The 20,267-nt window shown below is 73.8% G+C and carries 18 protein-coding genes; 16 read left to right on the forward strand and 2 right to left on the reverse strand.

The features are described from left to right. The first annotated feature begins 16 nt into the window (after positions 1–16). The 4 genes from J2S41_RS07275 to J2S41_RS07290 are packed head-to-tail and all read left to right on the forward strand — an operon-like array spanning position 17 to position 3,850. On the forward strand, positions 17–724 hold the full coding sequence (locus J2S41_RS07275) for an ABC transporter ATP-binding protein (protein ID WP_374728249.1): 708 nt from the start codon (positions 17–19) through the stop codon (positions 722–724). Beyond that, positions 724–1,602 carry a branched-chain amino acid ABC transporter permease gene (locus J2S41_RS07280; RefSeq protein WP_310364643.1) on the forward strand — a complete coding sequence of 293 codons (879 nt, stop codon included), beginning with the start codon at positions 724–726 and terminating at the stop codon, positions 1,600–1,602. Before J2S41_RS07275 ends, J2S41_RS07280 begins: the two co-directional genes overlap by 1 nt. Continuing rightward, positions 1,599–2,594 (forward strand): branched-chain amino acid ABC transporter permease, encoded by a 996-nt coding sequence (locus tag J2S41_RS07285; RefSeq protein WP_310364644.1) that lies wholly within the window; start codon positions 1,599–1,601, stop codon positions 2,592–2,594. The genes J2S41_RS07280 and J2S41_RS07285 overlap by 4 nt, the downstream gene beginning before the upstream one ends. Further along, positions 2,594–3,850: an ABC transporter substrate-binding protein gene (locus tag J2S41_RS07290; protein WP_310364645.1), complete on the forward strand. Its 1,257-nt coding sequence runs from the start codon at positions 2,594–2,596 to the stop codon at positions 3,848–3,850. The genes J2S41_RS07285 and J2S41_RS07290 overlap by 1 nt, the downstream gene beginning before the upstream one ends. 52 nt (positions 3,851–3,902) lie before the next feature. On the opposite strand, the gene J2S41_RS07295 is transcribed toward J2S41_RS07290, so the two are convergent. Next, positions 3,903–4,358 carry a MaoC family dehydratase gene (locus tag J2S41_RS07295; protein ID WP_310364646.1) on the reverse strand — a complete coding sequence of 152 codons (456 nt, stop codon included), beginning with the start codon at positions 4,356–4,358 and terminating at the stop codon, positions 3,903–3,905. Positions 4,359–4,520: 162 nt separating this feature from the next. Here J2S41_RS07295 and J2S41_RS07300 point away from each other — a divergent pair, with 162 nt between their 5' ends. The 10 genes from J2S41_RS07300 to J2S41_RS07345 all read left to right on the forward strand — a co-directional run bounded on the left by J2S41_RS07300 (position 4,521) and on the right by J2S41_RS07345 (position 16,471). Further along, the gene (locus tag J2S41_RS07300) at positions 4,521–5,282 is read left to right on the forward strand and encodes an SDR family oxidoreductase (protein WP_310364647.1); all 762 of its coding nucleotides are present in this window, start codon (positions 4,521–4,523) and stop codon (positions 5,280–5,282) included. Beyond that, complete coding sequence (locus J2S41_RS07305) at positions 5,279–6,262, forward strand: NADPH:quinone oxidoreductase family protein (protein WP_310364648.1); 984 nt, start codon at positions 5,279–5,281, stop codon at positions 6,260–6,262. The genes J2S41_RS07300 and J2S41_RS07305 overlap by 4 nt, the downstream gene beginning before the upstream one ends. A gap of 153 nt (positions 6,263–6,415) precedes the next feature. Further along, on the forward strand, positions 6,416–7,195 hold the full coding sequence (locus J2S41_RS07310; RefSeq protein ID WP_445343947.1) for an SDR family oxidoreductase: 780 nt from the start codon (positions 6,416–6,418) through the stop codon (positions 7,193–7,195). A 70-nt stretch (positions 7,196–7,265) separates the two neighbouring features. After that, on the forward strand, positions 7,266–8,297 hold the full coding sequence (locus J2S41_RS07315) for a phosphotransferase family protein (protein ID WP_310364653.1): 1,032 nt from the start codon (positions 7,266–7,268) through the stop codon (positions 8,295–8,297). 2 nt (positions 8,298–8,299) lie between these two features. Further along, positions 8,300–9,502 (forward strand): acyl-CoA dehydrogenase family protein, encoded by a 1,203-nt coding sequence (locus J2S41_RS07320; protein WP_310364655.1) that lies wholly within the window; start codon positions 8,300–8,302, stop codon positions 9,500–9,502. Then, a complete protein-coding gene (locus tag J2S41_RS07325; protein ID WP_310364658.1) occupies positions 9,490–10,962 on the forward strand; it encodes a class I adenylate-forming enzyme family protein in 1,473 nt (490 codons plus the stop codon). Before J2S41_RS07320 ends, J2S41_RS07325 begins: the two co-directional genes overlap by 13 nt. A gap of 513 nt (positions 10,963–11,475) precedes the next feature. After that, positions 11,476–12,120, forward strand: a complete 645-nt coding sequence (locus J2S41_RS07330) for a TetR/AcrR family transcriptional regulator (RefSeq protein WP_310364660.1) — start codon at positions 11,476–11,478, stop codon at positions 12,118–12,120. Between the two features lie 874 nt (positions 12,121–12,994). Further along, entirely contained in the window at positions 12,995–15,055 is a 2,061-nt protein-coding gene (locus J2S41_RS07335; protein ID WP_310364663.1) for a LuxR C-terminal-related transcriptional regulator, read from the forward strand. Positions 15,056–15,094: 39 nt separating this feature from the next. Then, positions 15,095–15,679 carry a helix-turn-helix domain-containing protein gene (locus J2S41_RS07340; RefSeq protein ID WP_310364664.1) on the forward strand — a complete coding sequence of 195 codons (585 nt, stop codon included), beginning with the start codon at positions 15,095–15,097 and terminating at the stop codon, positions 15,677–15,679. Between the two features lie 123 nt (positions 15,680–15,802). Then, the gene (locus J2S41_RS07345) at positions 15,803–16,471 is read left to right on the forward strand and encodes a hypothetical protein (protein WP_310364665.1); all 669 of its coding nucleotides are present in this window, start codon (positions 15,803–15,805) and stop codon (positions 16,469–16,471) included. Positions 16,472–16,717: 246 nt separating this feature from the next. Here the strand turns inward: J2S41_RS07345 and J2S41_RS07350 are convergent, their stop codons facing one another. Further along, positions 16,718–17,908 carry an MFS transporter gene (locus tag J2S41_RS07350; RefSeq protein ID WP_310364667.1) on the reverse strand — a complete coding sequence of 397 codons (1,191 nt, stop codon included), beginning with the start codon at positions 17,906–17,908 and terminating at the stop codon, positions 16,718–16,720. 168 nt (positions 17,909–18,076) lie between these two features. Between J2S41_RS07350 and zwf the strand changes: the two genes are divergently transcribed. Both zwf and J2S41_RS07360 read left to right on the forward strand, forming a co-directional pair. Then, positions 18,077–19,579 (forward strand): glucose-6-phosphate dehydrogenase, encoded by a 1,503-nt coding sequence (gene zwf, locus J2S41_RS07355; RefSeq protein ID WP_310364670.1) that lies wholly within the window; start codon positions 18,077–18,079, stop codon positions 19,577–19,579. A gap of 96 nt (positions 19,580–19,675) precedes the next feature. Further along, entirely contained in the window at positions 19,676–20,185 is a 510-nt protein-coding gene (locus J2S41_RS07360; RefSeq protein WP_310364673.1) for a hypothetical protein, read from the forward strand. Positions 20,186–20,267: the final 82 nt, after the last annotated feature.

Below are 20,267 nucleotides of genomic sequence, written 5' to 3' on the forward strand. Positions count from 1 at the left end.
CGCGCCCGAGGAGCCGCTGCTGCGGATCGAGGCGGTCACCGCCGGCTACGGCGCCGCCCCGGTGCTGCGCGACGTGAGCCTGACCGTCCCGCCCGGCGCGATCGTGGCCGTGCTGGGCGCGAACGGCGCCGGCAAGACCACGCTGCTGCGTACCGTCTCCGGCCTGCTCCGCCCCGCCGCCGGCGCGGTGCGGCTGGCCGGCGAGGATCTGGCCCGGGTCCCGGTCGAGCACCGGGTGCGGCGCGGCATGGCGCACGTGCCGGAGGGCCGCGGCGTGGTCGCGGAGCTGACCGTGGACGAGAACCTGCGGCTCGGCGGCCTGTGGCGCGCCGACCGGCGGGACGCGCGGCGCGCGCTGGACGAGGTGTACGCGCTGTTCGACCCGCTGGCGCGGCGGCGCGGGCACGCCGGGCACCAGCTGTCCGGCGGCGAGCGGCAGATGCTGGCGATCGGGCGCGCGCTGGTCGGCCGCCCGCGCCTGCTGCTGCTGGACGAGCCGTCGCTCGGCCTCGCACCGCGGGTGACCGCGCAGCTGATGGGCCTGCTCGCCCGGCTGCGGGACGACACCGGACTGGCGGTGCTGCTGGTCGAACAGAACGTGCGCAGCGCGCTGTCGGTCGCGGACCGGGGCGTGGTCATGTCGCTGGGCCGGGTGGTGCGGGACGCGGACGCGGCGCTGCTGCGGGACGACGACGCACTCCGGCACGCCTACCTGGGGTTCTGATGGATCGACTCGTTTTCCTGACCGTGGACGGGCTGTCCCGGGGCGCGGTCTACGCCACGATGGCGCTGGCGCTGGTGCTCATCTGGCGCGGCGCCCGGATCGTCAACTTCGCACAGGGCGCGATGGCGGTGGCGGCCGCGTACGTCGCGCACAGCGTCACGGCCGCGACCGGCTCGTTCTGGCTCGGCTTCGCCGCCGCGATCGCCGCCGGGCCGGCGCTCGGCTGGCTGGTGGAACGCCTGGTCATGCGGCACGTGGGGCACGACCGGCCGCTCAACGCGGTGATCGTCGCGCTCGGCCTGGTGCTGCTGATCACCGCGGTGCTCGGCATCGTGTACGGCAACGAGTTCCGCCCGGCGCCGGCCGCGTTCGACCGGACCGCGCTCCAGCTCGGCGGCGTGCCGCTGCTGTCGCCGTACGACGTGTTCGTGTTCGGCACGGTCGCGGTCACGGTCGGCGCGCTGGCGCTGCTGTTCACGCGCAGCCGGGTCGGGCTGCGGCTGCGCGCGTCCGCGTTCGCGCCGGAGGTGTCCCGGCTGCTCGGCGTGAACGTGAGCGGCATGCTGCTGCTCGGCTGGGTGCTCGCGGCCGGCGTCGGCGCGCTCGCCGGGATGCTGATCATCCCGACCGAGTTCGGCCTGCATCCGAACGCGATGGACCGCTCGTTCGTGGTGGCGTTCACCGCGGCCGTGGTCGGCGGGCTGGACAGCCCGGCCGGCGCGGTGATCGGCGGGCTGGCGGTCGGGCTGGTGCTGTCGTTCGTCGGCGGCTACCTCGGCGACCAGGTCACCCCGCTGGCGATCATCGTGCTGCTACTGGCCGTGCTGCTGATCCGCACGGACGGCCTGTTCGCCACGCCCGCGGCGAGGCGGATATGAGGCGCTACGCCGCGACGCTGGGCGCGGCCGGCGCGCTGCTCGGGCTCACCTACCTGCTGCCCGCGTTCCAGAACTACCAGCTCGCCACCGTGGCGGCCTACCTGTGCGCGACCGCGGGGCTGACCGTCCTCACCGGACAGTGCGGGCAGCTCTCGCTGGGCCACGGCGCGCTGATGGCCACCGGGGCGTACACGGTGGCGCTGATGCAGTCGGCCGTCGGGTCCCTGCCGCTGTCGCTGGCCGCCGGCGTCGCCGTCACCACGGCCGCGGGCGCGGTGATCGGGCTGGCCGCGGCCCGGCTGCGCGGACCCTACCTGGCCGGCGTCACGCTCGCGGTCGCGGTGGTGGTGCCCGGCATCACCACCATGTTCGACGACGTGCTCGGCGGCGACCAGGGCCGCACGTTCTACCTGGCGCCGCCGCCGTTCGGCTACGACTTCCCGTTCGAGCGCTGGCAGGCGTGGATCGCGCTGACCGCGGCGCTGCTCACCATGCTGCTGCTCGGCAACCTGACCGCGAGCCGGTACGGCCGCGCCTTCCGCGCGGTCCGCGACGACGAGGTCGCCGCGCGGCTCTGCGGCATCCACGTCGCCCGGACGCAGATCCTCGCGTTCGTGGTCAGCGCCGCCGCGGCCGGGCTCGGCGGCGGCGTGCTCGCGGTCCTCGCGCTGAGCGTCTCGCCCGGCGCGTTCTCGCTCACGCTGTCGCTGTTCCTGGTGATGGCGATCGTGGTCGGCGGGCTGGGCAGCCTGGCCGGCGCGGTCTGGGGCGCGATCCTGCTGGTCGCGCTGCCGGACCTGACCGCGCGCGTCACCGAGGTGTTCGCGCTGCCGCCCGCGCTGGCCCAGCGGCTGGAGGGCAACCTCCCGCTCGCGGTCTTCGGCATCACGCTGATCGTGGTGATGATCCTGGCGCCGGGCGGCATCCAGGGCCTGGTGCGCCGGGCCCGCTCGCTCCTTCCTCCCGTTCCGTCAGTGAATCGAGGTCGATAATGCGCACGCACGTGTTGCCGCTCGCCATGCTCCTCGCGCTCGTGGGCTGTTCCTCCGATCCCGGAGGCGGCGGGGGCGGCGCGCCCGGCGTGACCGACACCGAGATCGTGGTGGGCACGCACATGCCGCTCACCGGCCCGGCCTCCGCCGGCTACTCGCAGATCGCGCCCGCGACCAAGGCCTACTTCGACTTCGTCAACGCGGCCGGCGGCGTGCACGGGCGGAAGATCACGCTGAAGGTCAAGGACGACGGCTACAACCCCGCCAACACCCAGCAGGTGGTACGTGAGCTGGTGCTCCAGGACCGGGTCTTCGCGATCCTGAACGGGCTCGGCACGCCCACCCACACCGGCGTGCTCGACTTCCTGAACAGCCAGCGTGTGCCCGACCTGTTCGTGGCGTCCGGCAGCCGCAGCTGGGACCAGCCGGGGAAGTATCCGGGGACGTTCGGCTTCAACCCCGACTACACGGTCGAAGGCAAGATCCTCGGGTGGTACGTACAGCGGAACCTGCCCGGGAAGAAGGTCTGCTTCCTCGGCCAGGACGACGACTTCGGCCGGGACAGCCTGGCCGGCGTGACCCGCGTGCTCGGTGACGCCGGCGTGGCGGTGAAGCAGACCTACACCACCAGCGTCACGAACGTCGGGCCGCAGGTGGACGCGTTCAAGTCCGGCGCGTGCGAGGTGGTCGTCCTGGCGACCGTGCCCGGCTTCACCGCGCTCACCATCGGCACCGCGGCCCGGCAGGGTTTCCGTCCGCAGTGGATCGTCTCCAACGTGGGCGGCGACTACGGCACGCTGTCGAAGTCGCTGGGCGACGCGGCGCCGCTGCTGGAGGGCATGCTCGGCGCGAACTACCTGCCCGCCGCGGCGGCGGCGTCGGACCCGTGGGTGCGGCTGTTCCAGCGGATCAACACGCAGTTCAACGCGGGCGCGCCGTTCGACGGCAACACCATCTACGGCATGTCCGTGGGCTACCTGTTCGTGCAGGTGCTCCAGGCCGCCGGCCGCGACCTGACGCGCGAGTCGCTGATCGAGGCGGTGGAGAAGGGCGGCTACACCGGCCCGGGCCTGGGCCCGCTGCGCTTCTCGGCGGACGACCACTCCGGCTACGGCGGCCTGCGGATGACCAGGGTGACCGGAACCGTCCAGGACTACTTCGGCCCCACCTACGAGACCGACTCCGAGGCCGGCCCGGTCACCGAGTACCCGGTCGCGCCGCCCGCCCCACCGGCCAACGGCGTCCCGGCGGCGTGACCGGCGCGGTGGCGTCCCTCGTGCCGTGACGGCGCGCGGGACGCCGCCGGCGTCACGGGTAGACGCGGGACAGCGTCCGCGCCACGCAGACCGGCTTGTCGCCGCCCTCGCGCTCGATGGTGACCTCGGCGGCGATCTGCAGGGCGTCGCCGCCGACCGGGGTGACGGACACGAGCTGGACGCCGGCCCGGACCCGGGAGCCGGACGGCAGCGGCGCGGGGAAGCGGACCCGGTCGAGGCCGTAGTTGATGCCCATGCGCACGCCCTCGATCCGGTAGACCTGCCAGGAGAGCGCCGGGATCAGCGACAGCGTCAGGTAGCCGTGCGCGATCGTGGTGCCGAACGGGCCCTGCGCGGCGCGCGCGGGGTCGACGTGGATCCACTGGTCGTCGCCGGTGGCGGCGGCGAACGCGTCGATCCGGGGCTGGCCCACCACGGTCCAGTCGCTGAAGCCGAGATGCTCGCCCGCGGCCGCGACCAACGCGGCGGGATCATCGAAGACTCTCATCGTGGAGTACCTCCGTAAGCCGTGACACCGGCGACGCTACCCGGGCAGAATCCTCCTAGGAACGATTAAGTTTATGCACCAGGAATGTAAAAATCCATCGTTGACCGCCGAGAAGAAGCCGTCCTAGTATCTGCATCGGCGGTGCACAAACCTGGAGGTGCAGTGACCGACGACAGCAGTGGCCTGAGTGGCCGGACCGCGGTCGTGACCGGCGCGTCCCGTGGCATCGGCTTCGGCATCGCCCGCCGCCTGATCGACGAGGGCGCGAACGTGGTGATCACCGCCCGCAAGGAGGAGCCGTTGCGGGAGGCCGTCGCGCGGCTGGGCGACCGGGCCGTGGGCGTGGCCGGCAAGGCGGACGACGACGAGCACCGGGCGGAGGCCATCGCCACCGCGGTGCGCACGTTCGGCCCGGTCGACATCCTGGTCAACAACGCCGGGATCAACCCGGTCGCCGGGCCGCTCGCCGACCTCGACCTCGGCGCCGCGCGCAAGACGCTCGACGTGAACCTGCTCGGCGCGCTCGGCTGGACCCAGCGCGCCATCAAGGACGGCGGCATGACCCGCGGCGCGGTGGTCAACATCTGTTCGGTCTCCGGCGTGACGCCGTCGCCGGGCATCGCGTTCTACGGCGTCAGCAAGGCCGCGCTCAGCCACCTCACCGCGTGTCTCGCGGTCGAGCTGGCCCCGGGCGTGCGGGTCAACGCGGTCGCGCCCGCGGTGGTCAAGACCCGCTTCGCGGGCGCGCTGTACGAGGGGCGCGAGGAGGCGGTCGCGGAGACGTACCCGCTGAAGAGACTGGGCGTGCCCGAGGACGTGGCCGGCGCGGTCGCGTTCCTCGTCTCCGACGCCGCCTCGTGGATCACCGGGCAGACGCTGGTGCTGGACGGCGGCATCACGCTCACCGGGCGGGTGACCGGATGAGGGCCTGGCAGGTGCACGAGACGGGCGACCTGGCGACCGGACCGCGGCTGGCCGGCGACGTGCCGCGGCCGGTCCCGGGCCCGGGACAGACCCTGCTGCGGGTCCGGGCATGCGCGCTCAACTTCCCGGACGCGTTGCTCGTCCAGGGCCGCTACCAGGAGCGCCCGCCGCTGCCGTTCACGCCCGGCATCGAGTTGTGCGGCGAGGTCGCCGACCCGGGCGGCACCGGGCTGCGGGTGGGTGACCGGGTGGTCGGCGGCGCCGCGCTACCGCACGGCGCGCTCGCGGAGTACGCGCTCGCGGACGCGCGCTTCCTCTACCCGGCCCCGCCCGAGCTGGACGACGTCAAGGCCGCGGCGTACTTTGTGGCGTACCAGACCGGCTGGGTCGGCCTGCACACCCGCGCCCGCCTGCGCCCCGGCGAGACGCTGCTGGTCCACGCCGCGGCCGGCGGCGTCGGCTCGGCCGCGATCCAGCTCGGCAAGGCCGCGGGCGCGCGCGTGATCGGCGTGACCGGCGGGCCGGAGAAGGCGCGCATCGCGCGCGAGCGGGGCGCGGACGAGGTGGTGGACCGCACGGCCTGCGACGACCTGGGCGCCGCGCTCAAGGAGGCCTGCGGGCCCGGCGGCGCGGACGTGGTCTACGACCCGGTCGGCGGCGCCGCGTTCGCCGCGTCCACCAAGGCGGTCGCGTTCGAGGGCCGGATCGTGGTGGTCGGCTTCGCGTCCGGCGACATCCCGCGGGCCGCGGCCAACCACGCGCTGGTCAAGAACTACAGCGTGGTCGGGCTGCACTGGGGGCTGTACCGCAGCCGCCGCCCGGAGGTGGTGCACGAGGCCGCGGCCGCGCTGGCGGAGCTGGCCGCGAAGGGCGCGATCGATCCGTACGTGTCCCGCGTGCTGCCGCTGGACCGGGCCGTCGAGGGGCTGACCGCGCTGGCCGGCGGCGAGACGACCGGACGGGTGGTGATCGAGCCATGAGCGAGCTTGCGAGCGAATCATCGGCTCAGCGCCGACCACACGGATACCGCAGCATGGAGGACGGCCCGGCATGAGCGAGCCTGCGAGCGAATCATCGGCTCAGCGCCGACCACACGGATACCGTGGCTGGAAGGCCGGTGCGGCATGAGCGCGCTGGACCTGGACGGCGCGGTCGTGGTGATCACCGGGGGTGGCTCCGGGATCGGCGCGGCGATGGCCCGGCGGTTCGCCTCCGGCGGCGCCACCGTGGTGGTCAACGACGTGGACCCGGTCGCGGCCCACCACGTGGCGCACGAGGTGGGCGGCCGGGCGTTCTCCGGCGACGCCGCCGACCCGGACTTCGTGGAGCGGCTGGTGTCGTTCGCCTGGGGTTCGCTCGGCCGGCTGGACCTGTTCTGCGCGAACGCGGGCGTGGCGACCGGCGGCACCGAGGCCGCGCCCGCGGCGGACTGGGACCTGGCCTGGCGGGTGAACGTGCTGGCCCACGTGCACGCGGCCCGCGCGGCGCTGCCTCGCTGGCTGGAGCGGGGCAGCGGCCGGTTCCTGGTCACCGCGTCCGCGGCCGGGCTGCTCACCATGCTCGGCGCGGCGCCGTACTCGGTGACCAAGCACGCGGCGGTCGGGTTCGCCGAGTGGCTGCGCGCCACGTACGCGCACCGCGGCATCGTGGTGCAGGCGCTCTGCCCGCAGGGGGTGCGCACGCCGATGCTCTCCGGCACCGGGCCGGTCGGCACGCTGCTGCTCGGCCGCGACGCGATCGGCGCGGACGAGGTCGCGGAGCGGGTGGCGGAGGCGCTGGCCGGCGACCGCTTCCTGATCCTGCCGCACCCCGAGGTCGCCGAGTTCTACGCGCGCCGCGCCGCCGACCCGGACGGCTGGCTCGGCGCCATGAACCGCCTCCAGCGCAAGGCCGAGACGAGGGTGACGACGTGAGCGAGCTTGCGAGCGAACCATCGGCTCAGCGCCGGCCATGGCGTGACCGCGGCGTGCCGGGGAGCCCGGCATGAGCGGCCCGCCGGGACTCGATCTGGAGGCGCTGCGGAAGTACCTGGACCGGGTGCTGCCGGGGCTGGTCACCGGGCCGCTGGACGGCGCGCTGATCGCGGGCGGGCGGTCGAACCTCACGTACACGGTCACGGACGGCGCCACCACCTGGGTGGTGCGGCGGCCGCCGCTCGGGCACGTGCTCGCCACCGCGCACGACATGGGACGCGAGCACCGGGTGATGGCCGCGCTGCGCGGCACGGCCGTACCCGTACCGGCGATGCTGCACCTGTGCTCCGATCCGGCCGTGCTCGGCGCGCCGTTCTACCTGATGGAGCACGTGCGCGGCGCGGTGCTGCGGGACCCAGAGTCGCTGGCCGCGCTCGGGCCGGACCGCGTGCGCGCGCTGGCGTTCCGGCTGGCCGACACGCTCGCCGACCTGCACGCGGTGGACGCCGCCGCGGCCGGGCTCGCGGACTTCGGGCGGCCGGAGGGGTTCAACGCGCGGCAGGTCGCCCGCTGGAAACGGCAGCTCGACGGCTCGCGCAGCCGCGAACTGCCCGGCGTCGACGCACTGCACGAGCGGCTCGCCGCGACCGCGCCGGAGGTCTCCGCCGCGAGCATCGTGCACGGGGACTTCCGGCTGGACAACACGCTGATCGACACGGATGGCGGCGACCGGATCGCGGCCGTGCTGGACTGGGAGATGTCCACGCTCGGCGACCCGCTGGCCGACCTCGGCCTGCTCGCGGTCTACCTCGACACGCCGATGCCGGCCGCGCGCGGCTCGCACGACCCGGTCACCACGGTGCCCGGGCACCCCACGACCGAGGAGCTGATCCACCGGTACGCCGCGCGCGCCGGCCGCTCCGTCGACGGTCTGGCCTGGTACACGGCGATGTCCGCGTTCAAGCTCGCCGTGATCCTGGAGGGCGTCCACTACCGCTACACGCAGGGCAAGACCGTCGGCGCGGGCTTCGACACGATCGGCGCGCGCGTGCTGCCGCTGGTCGACCGTGGACTCGCCGCGCTCGGGCCGGAGAAGGGGTGACCATGGACTTCGCGTTCGACGAGACCACCAGGGACTACCATGCGCGGCTGAGTGACTTCCTGGACCGGCACGTCTATCCGGCCGAGGCCGCGTACGCCGCCCACCCGCGCGGCGACTGGCGCCCGCCGCCGGTGCTGGCCGCGTTGCGGGCGGAGGCGCGGGCGCGCGGGCTGTGGAACCTCTTCCTCCCCGGCGAGCACGGCGCCGGCCTGACCAACCTGCAGTACGCGCCGCTGGCGGAGCTGACCGGGCGCAGCCCCGCGCTCGCGCCGGCCGCGCTCAACTGCGCCGCGCCGGACACCGGCAACATGGAGCTGCTGGCCGAGTTCGGCACGCCCGCGCAGCGCAAGGAGTGGCTGGAGCCGCTGCTCGACGGCCGGATTCGGTCCGCGTTCGCGATGACCGAGCCGGACGTGGCCTCCTCCGACGCCACGAACATCACCACCAGCATCGTGCGCGACGGCGACGAGTACGTGATCAACGGCCGGAAGTGGTTCATCACCGGCGCGATGAACCCGGACTGCGCGATCCTGATCGTGATGGGCAAGACCGATCCGTCCGCCGAACGGCACCGGCAGCAGAGCCAGATCCTGGTCCCGCGCGACACGCCCGGCGTCACGATCGTGCGCGGCATGCACACGTTCGGCTACGACGACGGCGCGCACGGCGGGCACGCGGAGATCATCTTCGACGGGGTACGCGTACCGGCGGAGAATCTGATCGGCGCCGAAGGCGACGGTTTCGCCATCTCCCAGGCGCGCCTCGGCCCCGGGCGGATTCACCACTGCATGCGGCTGATCGGCATGGCCGAGCGTGCGATCGAGCTGATGTGCCGGCGGGTCACGTCCCGCGTCGCGTTCGGCCGGCCGCTCGCCGACCAGGGCGTGGTCCAGGACTGGATCGCCGAGTCGCGGGTACGGATCGAGCAGTTGCGCCTGCTGGTGCTCAAGACCGCCTGGCTGATGGACACCGTGGGCAACCGCGGCGCGCACACCGAGATCCAAGCCATCAAGATCGCCGCGCCGTCCACCGTGGAGTGGATCCTGGACAAGGCGGTGCAGGCGCACGGCGCGGGCGGCGTCAGCCAGGACACGCCGCTGGCCCAGCTCTGGGTCGCCGCGCGCACGCTGCGGCTGGCCGACGGCCCCGACGAGGTGCACCGCCGGTCCCTGGCCCGCCGCGAGCTGGCGAGGTGGACGTCGTGAACCTGGCCCGGCTGTTCGAGACCGCCCGCGAGCGGCACGGCGATTACCCGGCGATCCGCGCCGCGGACCGGTGGTACTCCTCCGGCGAGCTGTTCGACCGCGCCGTCCGGTTCAGCGCCGGCCTGCGCGCGCTCGGCGTGAAGCCCGGCGACCGGGTCGTGGTGTTCATGGCGAACTGCCCCGAGGTGGTGATCAGCTACCACGCGATCTGGCGCGCCGGCGCGGTCGTCACGCCGATCGTCTTCCTGGTGACGCCGGCCGAGCTGCGGCACATGGTCGACGACTCCGGCGCGGTCGCGGTGATCACCACGGCCGAGCTGGTGCCGAAGGTGACCGCCGCGCTCACCGGGCTGGACCTCCCGGTCATCGTGGACCTCGCGCCGCACGAGACCACGCCCGGCCCGCTGGCCGACCGCGGCGAGGACGAACTGGCCGCACTGCTCTACACCGGCGGCACCACCGGGCGCAGCAAGGGCGTCGCGCTCACCCACGCCAACATCGACGCGGCCTCGTCCGCGTCCCGGCAGGTCAGCTTCGTGCCGGGGATCTCCCGGTCGGTGACCGCGCTGCCGCTGTCGCACTCCTACGGGATGCTGGTCACGGTGGGGACGCAGCAGATCCCCGAGCCGGAGTCGACCGTGCTGCTGCGGTTCTTCGACGCGCCGGCCTGGCTGCGCGTGGCCGAGCAGCACCGGGTGCAGCAGGCCGCGGTCGTACCGTCGATGCTCGCCATGCTGTTGGCGGAGCCGCTCGAGGACTTCGACCTGTCCTCGCTGCGCAACGTCTTCTCCGGTGCGGCCCCGCTGCCGCGCGCGGTCGCGGAGGAGTTCACCCGGCGGGTGCCGTCCGTGCAGATCCTGGAGGGGTACGGGTGCACGGAGACCGCGGGCATCCTCACCTCGACGCCGCCGGGGCGGGCACGGCCGGGGACGGTCGGGCTGCCGGTGCCCGGGGTGTCGCTGCGGCTGGTCGACTTCGACGACTCCCCGGTGCCGCCGGGGGAGCCGGGCGAGATCGTCGCGTCCGGGCCGAACGTGATGTCGGCGTACTGGGACGGGACCCGGGACTTCACGCCGGACGGCTGGCTGCGCACCGGGGATGTGGGGACCTTCGACGACGACGGCTATCTGTCCATCATCGATCGGAAGAAGGATGTGATCATTCGTGGCGGTTACAACGTGTATCCGCGCGACGTGGAGGAGGCGCTGATCCGGCATCCGGCGGTGACCGGGTGCGCGGTGGTCGGCCGGCCGGACAACCGGCTGGGCGAGGAGGTGGTTGCGATGGTGACGGTCTCGTCGCCGCTGACCACGCCGGAAGACCTGATCGAGTACGCGAAGACGGTGCTGTCGGCGAACAAGTACCCCCGCGAGATCCGCATCGTGGAGGCTATCCCGTTGACGTCGGTCGGCAAGGTCGACCGCAAGCGCCTCCGCGCGGGAGTCACGTCGGGGTCGTGAATCCGGCGAGCGGCGACCCGGGTCGGCGCGGCCGGCGCCCGAGCGGGGCTGGTCGTGCGCCGCCCGGTGCCGTGGTGGGGTCCGGGTCCGGCGTGGGTCGTGCCGGGCGGGTCGCGGCCCGGTGCTGTGGTGGGATCGGAGGCCCGGCGTGGGTCGTGCCGGGCGGGTCGCGGCCCGGTGCCGTGGTGGGGTCCGGGTCCGGCGTGGGTCGTGCCGGGCGGGTCGCCGCCGGGTGTCGTGGTGGGATCGGAGGCCGGGCGTGAGGCCGGGGCGGATCTCGGAGATCGAAGCCCGGCCTTTAAGGTCGGGAACGAGGTCCCGCGCCGGGGCCGGCCCGTGGCGTCTCCGGGGCTGCTGCTCCCGGCCGGTCGGCGGTACCGGCGGGGACCGCGGCCCGGGCGGTCATGCCGCCGTGGGCGGGTCGTTCCGGCGGCCCGCATCCCCGGCGCGCCCGCGCCGGGGATGAACGACGACACTCCGGTGCCCCGGCGCCGGCGACAGAGGCGGGGGGACATGGCTGACTCGCACACGGCCTTGGCGAACGGTGGGAATTCCACTCCGGGCAGGGTCGACGGCCGTACCGCCCGCGCCGAACGCACCCGCCGCGCCATCGTCGAGGCCCACTACGCGCTGATCTCCGAGGGTGACCTCAAGCCCACCGGCGAACGCATCGCCGACCGCGCCGGCGTCTCCCTCCGCGCGCTCTGGACCAACTTCAAGGACCTGGAGACGCTCTTCGCCGCCACCGACGCGCTGCTCGTCTCCCGCCAGGAGGCCGCCTGGACCGAGATCAGCCCCGCGCTCCCGTTCACCACCCGCGTCGACGAGTTCTGCCGTCAGCGCGCCCGCATGCTGGAGATCGTCGCCCCGCTGGCCCGCGCCGCCACGATCAAGCAGCCGTTCTCCGCCCAACTCCGCGACAACCGCAAACGGCACATCGCGCGCGTCCGTACCGAGATCGAGGCCCTCTTCGCCCACGAACTGGCCGCCGCCGGCGCCGGCCGCGCCCAACTCCTCGACGCCCTCAGCGTCACCACCACCTGGGCCGGCTGGTCCCTCCTCCGCGACGAACTCGCCCTCAGCACCGACGAGGCCCGCGCCACCATGTCCCGTACCGTCACCGCGCTCCTGGTGACGGCGATGGCCACACCCATGTAGCGGCTCGGCCTCGCGGGGCGGCTCCCGGAACCGGCCGCCTGCCGGCGGGATGCCGGCCATGCGGTCGCCGGAGTCGGTGGTGGCCGCTCAGGTCCCGGCCCGGGCCGCGACGGCTGCCGGGACCCGCACCGCGGCGCACACCGGTCCTCAACCCGCGTGCGCGACGCGGTCCTGCCGCCGGCTCGGAGTTGCCTGTAGCTCCGGCCTCTTGAGGGGGGAGACGATTCCCCACTTTGTGAGCCTCAGGCACCTAATTTCTGCGGAATAACGTGCCTGAGCCTCACAAAGTCGCAGTGGAGGGCTGCGGCGGTCCTCAATATGGTGAAATTTCGGGCGACGAGCGCCCGTACTCGCGCCGTGCGCTCGTCGTCCACATTGCCGCAGGCTATTCGTCCGCGTCCGCGTCCGCGTCCGCGTCCGCGTCCGCGTCTAGGCTGTCTCGCGGTTCTCGTCGGGTCTCGCTGGTGTCGTCGGGTCTCGCTGGTGTCGTCGGGTCTCGCTGGTGTCGCCGGGTCTCGCTGGTGTCGCCGGGTCTCGCTGGTGTCGCCGGGTCTCGCTGGTGTCGCCGGGTCTCGCTGGTGTCGCCGGGTCTCGCTGGTGTCGCCGGGTCTCGCTGGTCTCGGCGGGTCTCGCTGGTGTCGCGGGGTCTCGCTGGTCTCGCCGGGTCTCGCCGGGTCTCGCCGGAATGGCAGCGGGTCGCCGACCGTGCCTAGGTGATCGCCGGGGATTCAGCGGCGGCGAGCACCTTCGGGCGTACCGCGAATCAGGAATCTCCGCCGCATGTGCCGCGTCTTGGCACCGAGAGTGCGTTTTGTCACCCGGCCGCTTCACCGGGGTCTTCCCGCGGGCGTCACTTCTGCGCCACACTGTCCCGATGGATGATGCATTGTCGGTGCAGATATCCAGCGTCCGCGGGTCGGATCTGCGCGCCGCGCTGTCCGCGTTGGCGTCGGCGGCGATCGATGTGTCCGGTGGCGATCCGGCGATGCTCACGGCGCTCGCCGAGGGTCTGCGCGACGGCCGGATCGTCACGGAACCGGTCGGGCTGCCGGTCGCTTCGGGCCGGGCGGGCGGCGACCCGGGAGGCCGTGAGACGTGGCGTGTGCGGTGGCTGATCGGCGAGGCGCGGCGGGCCTGGGCGGCCGGTGACGCCGCCCGCACGGCGTCGTTCCTGCGCCGGCTGGACCCGGCGCTCGGCGGGATGCCCGTTGCCGGCGCGGCGGGCGACCACCTGCCGTCCGGCGAGCAGGCGGGCCGGCGCCGGCCCGCGCGCGGAGGCCGGCACCACGACCGGGCCGCGATCTCCCGGATCGCGCGGGCGAATGGGGCGGGCATGGTTCTCGCGGGCCCCGGGGAAGACGACGCCGAGGCGCCGTCGGCGGGTGCGGCCGTGACCGGCGGCGCCGTGGCGGCGGAGGCGCGGCTCCTGGCCGGAGAGGTGGCGCTGCGCGCCGCCGAGCCCGACGAAGGGCTTCTGCTCCTGCTGGCCGCGGCGGACCTGTTCGCCGCGACGCCCCCGCCCGAGCTGGTGGGGAAGCTCGATGCGCTGGTGCGGGCCGGTGAGGCGATCTGTTTCCTCGGTGATCCGTTCCGCTACGCGGAGGTGACCCGCAGAGCGGCGCGGTTCCCGCGCGCACGCCCGGCCGATCCGGAAGACGGCGGGCCGCGTGGCCGCCTGCACGGGTCACCGGCGGGGCCGGCGGCGGCCGCGGCCGATCCGGGAACCGGGCGGCCGGCGAATCTGCTGGCACAGATCGACGGGTTCGGCGCGCTCTTCGAGGGGCGCTATCGGGATGCTACGGCCGCGCTACGCCCCGTCGTCACGGTGGCGGAGAGGCCGGGGACGGACGCGGCCGAGCTGGTCAGGGCCAGCGCGGCGGCGCTGGTCTGTGGTGATGACGGCGCGGCGCTGCGGCTGGCGGTGCGTGCGGAGGCGGTCGCGCGGGCCGGCGGCGACGCGTCCGTGGCGCCCCGCGCGCTGGAGTTGAAGGGCGTGGCGGAGCTGTGGCGGGGTGCGCACGACGCGGCGGCGAGCACGGCGCTGGCCGGGGTGCGCGCGGCGGAGCGGGCCGGTCAGCCGAACGAGGCGGACAACCACCTCGCGATGCTGGCCCTGCTGGCCGCGCTGCGGGGCGACCGCGCGGCCTGCCGGTGGCGGCTGGCCCAGGTCGGCTCGCGGCACGGACGGGCGGCGCAGGCCGGGTCGCGGCGCGGGCGGCCCCGGGCGCTGGGCCGGTGGGCGCTCGGCGTGCTGGACCTGCTGGCCGGGCGCGCGCACGAGGCCGCCGCCCGGCTCGGTGGCATCGCCGATCCGCGAGCCGGGCGTGGGCACGTGCTGGTCCAGGTGATGGCCGCGCCCGACCTGGTGGAGGCGGCCGTGCTGGCCGGTGATCCGGGGGCGGCGCGGGCGGCGCTGACCGCGTTCGACCGGTGGGCGGCGAGCACGGGGGAGCCGCTGCGCCGGGCGCTGTCCGCGCGGTGCCACGCGCTGCTGGCCCGGCGGGGGAGCGCGGAGGCGGAGGCGCACTTCCGGGAGGCGCTGCGACTGCACCTGGCCGGGGAGAGCGAGTTCGAGCGGGCGCGTACCCAGCTGCTCCTCGGTCGTGATCTGCGCCGCCGCAGGCGGCCACGGCAGGCCCGCGAGCAGGTCGGGGCGGCGCTGGACGCGTTCGTGCGGTGCGGTGCCCGGCCGTGGGCCGAGCAGGCGCGGGCCGAGCTGCGGGTGTGCGGCGGCGACGCGCGGCCGGCGGGTGGCACCGTGCCGCTCACCGCGCAGCAGTTGCAGATCGCCCGCCTGGTCGCGGCCGGCGCGACGAACCGGGAGGTCGCGACCCGGCTGTTCCTGAGCACCCGGACCGTCGATCACCACATGCGCAACATCTTCCACCGGCTCGGGATCAGCTCCCGCGTCGCGCTGGCCAAAATGATCACTTAGCGTGGCAAGCGCTCTTGCCACCACGGCAAACTGGGGGGCATGGACGACGACCTCGACAGGACGCTCGACGCGGTCGGCCCGCGGCTGCGGGCGCTGCGCAAGCAGCGGGACATCACGCTCGCCACGCTGTCCGCCGCGACCGGCATCTCGGTCAGCACGCTCTCCCGCCTGGAGTCCGGCGACCGCCGCCCCACGCTGGAGCAGCTCCTGCCGCTGGCCCGCGCGCACGGCGTCACGCTCGACGAACTGGTCGGCGCGCCGGAGACCGGTGACCCGCGCATCCACCTGCGGCCGGTCCAGGCGCACGGCATGACCGTCATCCCGCTGACCAAGCGTGCCGGCGGCATCCAGGCGTTCAAGATGGTGATCGGCGCCGGCAGCGGCCGTCGCACGCCGGAGCTGAAGACCCATGAGGGGTACGAGTGGCTCTACGTGCTCAACGGCCGCCTCCGCGCGCTCCTCGGCGACCACGACCTGATCCTGCAGCCCGGCGAGGCGGCCGAGTTCGACACGCGCGTCCCGCACTGGTTCGGCGCCGCCGACCGCGACCCGGTCGAGTTCCTGAGCCTCTTCGGCGGCCAGGGCGAACGCGCCCACCTCCGCGCCCGCCCCAGGTCGGCCTGATCCGTCCCCGCAACCGCGATTTCGCCTCAGCGACCGGGTCGAGCGGCCGAAGTCTCCTCGGTACGAGCGATCTGTCCCGACAGCGGAGGCGAGCAGATGATCCGGTGGGGTATGCGAGGCGCCGTGGCCGCCGCCGGAGCCGCGGCCGTGCTCGCCGCGGCGGTGATCTCACCCGTCTCCCCGGCACCCGCGGATGATCCGTTCGCCCTGGCGTGCCCGATGCGCGACGACGCCCAGCTCGAGCTGATCGCCGAGGAGGCCGCGCTGGTCCGCCCCGGCGTCGCCGGCCCGGGAACCTCGCCCATCGAGCGCTACATCGCGGACCGCTGGAGCGCCGGCGCCCCCGTGGACGACAGCTGGTACCCGGCGGGCGGCGACGCGGGCCCCGTGGACCCGGACAGCGGCGACGCCGATTCCTGGGAGTCGGACCCGGTCGACGGCGATGTGTGGGAGCCGGACAGCGACGATTCCGGCGTCTGGGATGAGGAGACCGGCGACGCGGACGTCCGGGCGCCGGATGGCGGCGACGCGGGCGGGACCGGGGAATCGTGGGACGCCGGGTCTCCGGGCGTGCTCGGGCCGGACGACCTCGTGGTCGGCGCTTCGACGACCACCGAGACAGACGCTGCACCGTCCGAGGTCGAGTCGAGGGTCGCCTGCGCGGTGGCGATCGGACCGGCCGTCCGCGCCGGTGTCGTGGTGACGAACGGCCACCGCGAGGTGACCGCGTGGACCTTGATCCCGAAGGCCCGCGATGGCCGCATCACGGATGGACCGGCCACCCTCCCATGACCACGGCGGGCGAAGCCCGAAGACGTGAGCGGATGGGTTGCCCGGTCGGGCCGGAAACGGTGGGTGACGAGGCCACGGGATTCGGCCACGCGACCCGCCGGTATCGGCGGGGCGAAGCCCGGGAGACGTGGGTGAGCGGGCCGGTCGGGGTGGGACGCGGCGGATGACGAGCCCCACGAGAGGGAACTGGCGACCGGCCGGTCCCGCCGGGATGCGGCGGCGAAGCCGAGAGACGTGGCAGGCGGGTCAGCCGGGGCCGGGTGGGATGTGGCGGGGGACGAAGCGCCAGAGGGTAGCGACGGCCGCGGCGCCGACGGCGGCCATGGTGAGGACGGCGGCCGGCAGGGAGACGGTGGCGATGATGGCGCTGATCAGGAGGGGGCCGGCGCCGTTGCCGAGGTCGGCGACGAGGCGCCAGGCGCCGAGGAACTGGGCGCGGCCGGCGGTGGGGGAGGCGTCGGCGCCGAGGGTCATCACGATGCCGGCGGAGAGGCCGTTGCCGAGGCCCATCAGCATCGCGACCAGCGCCAGTGACCAGGGGCCGGAGCTGAGCGGGAGCAGGGCGTGCGCGGCGGCGAGGGTGGACATGGAGGGCAGGGCGACGGCGCGGCGGCCGAAACGGTCCATGATCGCGCCGCCGGGGTAGAAGAGGAGCATGTCGACGGCGCCGGAGATGCCGAAGATGATGGCGAGCGTGGTGGGGGACAGGCCGAGGTGGGTGCCCCAGAGCGGGATGACGGTCTGGCGGGACGCGCGCATCACGGAGATCATCAGGGCGCCCGCGCCGACCGTGCCGAGGGTGCGGCGGTGGGCGACGATCACGTCGCGGAGGCGGGTGGGCGGTGTGGCGGCGCGGCGGTCGTGGGAGACCGGGGGGAGTGCCATCAGCAGCGCGCCGGCGAGGACGCCGCAGGCCACGTAGACCCAGTAGGCGCCGGCCGTACCGAGGAAGATCATGACGGCGGCGGAGACGAACGGGCCGATGAACGCGCCGATGCGGCTCACGCCGCCGAGGGTGGAGAGCGCGCGGGCGCGCATCGCGATCGGGACGGCCTCCGCCATGTACGCCTGACGGGCGACGCCCCAGAGCGCGGCGGCCAGCCCGATCGCGAAGACGGCGGCGCCCAGCGCCCAGACCGCGGTGGCGAAGACCGCGACCAGCAGCGCGGGCAGCAGTACGGCGGTGGCCAGCAGCATGGCGGTGCGTTCACCGAACCGGGTGATGAGCGCGCCGGACGGCAGCGCGCCGGCCACCTGGCCGAGCCCGATCAGGCCGACCATCAGGCCGCCGACGCTCAGCGACGCGCCGAGTTCCACCGCGCTGACCGCGATGACGGGCAGGATGGAGGCGTGCCCGATCGAGTAGACGGTGGCCGGAAGGTAGACGGTGAGCCCCAGTCTCCGGAGCGAGAAACCGGAATGTCCAAGATCACCCATGTACTTAACCTAACCGGCTCCCGCCGGGCGTTCTCTTTGGGAAGACTTGAACCGGATGCGCCCCGGCACACGTGACAGTGGGGGTGTCAGTGATCATGCCCGGCTCGGTCCGGCGAGCGGCCGGACCGACAGAATGTCGTGTGTCCCGCATTAATCGTGGAGGTCTTGATGACTGACGAACTGCCGGCTCCGGAAACCGTTTTCCCCGAGGATCACCGCCGCGCGCCCGCCGGCGTGCTGGTGATCTTCGGTGCGTCCGGCGACCTGACCGCCCGCAAGCTCGGGCCCGCGGTCGAGAACCTCGCGCGCCACAAGCGGCTTCCGTCGCAGTTCGCGGTGGTCGGCGTGGCCCGATCGCCGATGTCCGACGAGGATTTCCGTACCCGGATGACCGGCGGGCAGTCGGTCTTCCCCGAGCTCAACGACGGCTTCCGGTACGTCTCCGGCGGCTACGACGACCCGGAAACGTACCGCCGGCTCCGTGAGCTTCTGGACACCCTCGACGCCGAGCGCGGCACGGCGGGCAACCGCGCGTTCTACCTGGCCACGCCGCCGGAGGCGTTTCCGCACGTGGTGAACGGGCTGAAGGACGCGGGCCTGAACGAGCCGCGGCCCGGCGCGTTCTCCCGCATCATGATCGAGAAGCCGTACGGTCACGACCTCGAGTCCGCCCGCGAGCTCGACGGCACCGTGCACAACGCGTTCGACGAGTCCCAGGTCTTCCGGATCGATCACTACCTGGGCAAGGACACGGTCCAGAACCTGCTGGCGCTGCGCTTCGCCAACGCGATCTTCGAGCCGATCTGGAACCGCACCTGGGTCGACCACGTGCAGATCACGGTCGCCGAGACGCTGGGTGTCGGCACCCGTGGCAGCTTCTACGAGACCGCCGGCGCCACCCGGGACATCCTGCAGAACCACGTGCTGCAGGTGCTCGCGCTCGCGCTGATGGAGCCGCCGTCCTCGTTCGACGCGGAGAACGTGCGCAACGAGAAGGTGAAGCTCCTGCAGGCGATCCGGCTTCCCACCAACCGGGACATCTCCCGGATCGCGGTCCGCGGCCAGTACACCCGCGGTGGCACCGAACAGGACCTGATGCCCGGATACCGGGACGAGAAGGGCGTCAACCCGCTCAGCCGTACGGAGACGTTCGCGGCGCTGCGCCTGGACGTCGACAACTGGCGCTGGGCCGGCGTGCCGTTCTACATCCGCACCGGCAAGCGCCTGCCGAAGCGGGTCACCGAGGTGGTGCTGCAGTTCCAGCGCCCGCCGCACCTGCCGATCCCGGTCGGCCAGGCCAAGGACCTCGCACCGGACGCGCTGATCCTGCGCATCCAGCCGGACGAGGGCATCACGCTGCGGTTCGGTGCGAAGGTGCCGGGCCACGACTTCCGGGTGCGCTCGGCCACCATGGAGTTCTCCTACGGCGGCGCGTTCCGCGAGGAGTCCCCGGAGGCGTACGAACGACTGCTGCTCGACGCGCTCAAGGGTGACCCGACGCTGTTCATCCGTTCCGACGAGGTCGAGCAGTGCTGGCGGATCGTCGATCCGATCCTCCAGACGTGGGCCGAGGACCGCAACCCGGTCCCGCTCTACGAGGCCGCGTCCTGGGGCCCGGCCGAGGCCGACCGGCTGCTCGAGCGCGACGGCCGCACCTGGCACAACAGCTGAGCTCTCCGCACGGGCGAGCCCTCGGCGCGCCGAGGGCTCGCACTGTGGACGGTCGCGTGGTGAGATGTGCGCGACACCGTCTCGCCAGGGAGAGCCATGTTCGAGAGCCTTCGGCGCAACCCGATTCTCCTGGACTTCGTCGAACGGGCCGGCTGGTCCGCCGGCGAGGTCTTCTTCGCCACGCTGCTGGCCGGCGGCACCGCCGTCGGCGTCGCCGACCTGCCGTGGGTCTACGCGATCACCATCTCGGCCAGCGCCGCGCTGGCGTCCGTGCTGCTCACCGCGTTGCAGTACCTGGGCCGCTTCACCAACCTCACGTTCTGGCCGGACGTGTTCGTCCGGCTGACCAAGACGTTCATCGGGTCGCTGGTCGCCTCGATCACCGCGGCCGGCGTGTTCAACGCGGTCGAGTTCGACTGGACGACCGCGCTCAACGTCGCGGCCGTGACCACGATCGCCGCGCTCGGCAAGGCGCTGCTCGCCCGGGAGAAGCCGACGCCGGTGTCCGGCGGGCCGGAGTCGGCCGGCGAGCCCGCGCCGGTGCACACGTCCAGCCCGTCCACGCTGGCACCCGCGGTCTACCGCAAGGCGGTCTCCCGGAGCTGAGCGTGACGCCGCTCCCACCTCGGGAAATCACTTCGGTACCGGCCGGCACTTACCGGATCATGGAGGGCTGGCGACCGAGAGG

The organism is Catenuloplanes atrovinosus (assembly GCF_031458235.1).
GTDB classification, from domain to species: domain Bacteria; phylum Actinomycetota; class Actinomycetes; order Mycobacteriales; family Micromonosporaceae; genus Catenuloplanes; species Catenuloplanes atrovinosus.

Excerpts from the sequence above, each read along its gene's own strand:
- J2S41_RS07330 (WP_310364660.1), top strand. The coding sequence starts at position 11,476 with ATGGCTGACTCGCACACGGCCTTGGCGAACGGTGGGAATTCCACTCCG.
- J2S41_RS07340 (WP_310364664.1), top strand. The coding sequence starts at position 15,095 with ATGGACGACGACCTCGACAGGACGCTCGACGCGGTCGGCCCGCGGCTG.
- J2S41_RS07290 (WP_310364645.1), top strand. The coding sequence starts at position 2,594 with ATGCGCACGCACGTGTTGCCGCTCGCCATGCTCCTCGCGCTCGTGGGC.
- J2S41_RS07315 (WP_310364653.1), top strand. The coding sequence starts at position 7,266 with ATGAGCGGCCCGCCGGGACTCGATCTGGAGGCGCTGCGGAAGTACCTG.
- J2S41_RS07295 (WP_310364646.1), bottom strand. The coding sequence starts at position 4,358 with ATGAGAGTCTTCGATGATCCCGCCGCGTTGGTCGCGGCCGCGGGCGAG.
- J2S41_RS07285 (WP_310364644.1), top strand. The coding sequence starts at position 1,599 with ATGAGGCGCTACGCCGCGACGCTGGGCGCGGCCGGCGCGCTGCTCGGG.
- J2S41_RS07305 (WP_310364648.1), top strand. The coding sequence starts at position 5,279 with ATGAGGGCCTGGCAGGTGCACGAGACGGGCGACCTGGCGACCGGACCG.
- J2S41_RS07350 (WP_310364667.1), bottom strand. The coding sequence starts at position 17,908 with ATGGGTGATCTTGGACATTCCGGTTTCTCGCTCCGGAGACTGGGGCTC.
- zwf (WP_310364670.1), top strand. The coding sequence starts at position 18,077 with ATGACTGACGAACTGCCGGCTCCGGAAACCGTTTTCCCCGAGGATCAC.
- J2S41_RS07335 (WP_310364663.1), top strand. The coding sequence starts at position 12,995 with ATGGATGATGCATTGTCGGTGCAGATATCCAGCGTCCGCGGGTCGGAT.
- J2S41_RS07320 (WP_310364655.1), top strand. The coding sequence starts at position 8,300 with ATGGACTTCGCGTTCGACGAGACCACCAGGGACTACCATGCGCGGCTG.
- J2S41_RS07280 (WP_310364643.1), top strand. The coding sequence starts at position 724 with ATGGATCGACTCGTTTTCCTGACCGTGGACGGGCTGTCCCGGGGCGCG.
- J2S41_RS07360 (WP_310364673.1), top strand. The coding sequence starts at position 19,676 with ATGTTCGAGAGCCTTCGGCGCAACCCGATTCTCCTGGACTTCGTCGAA.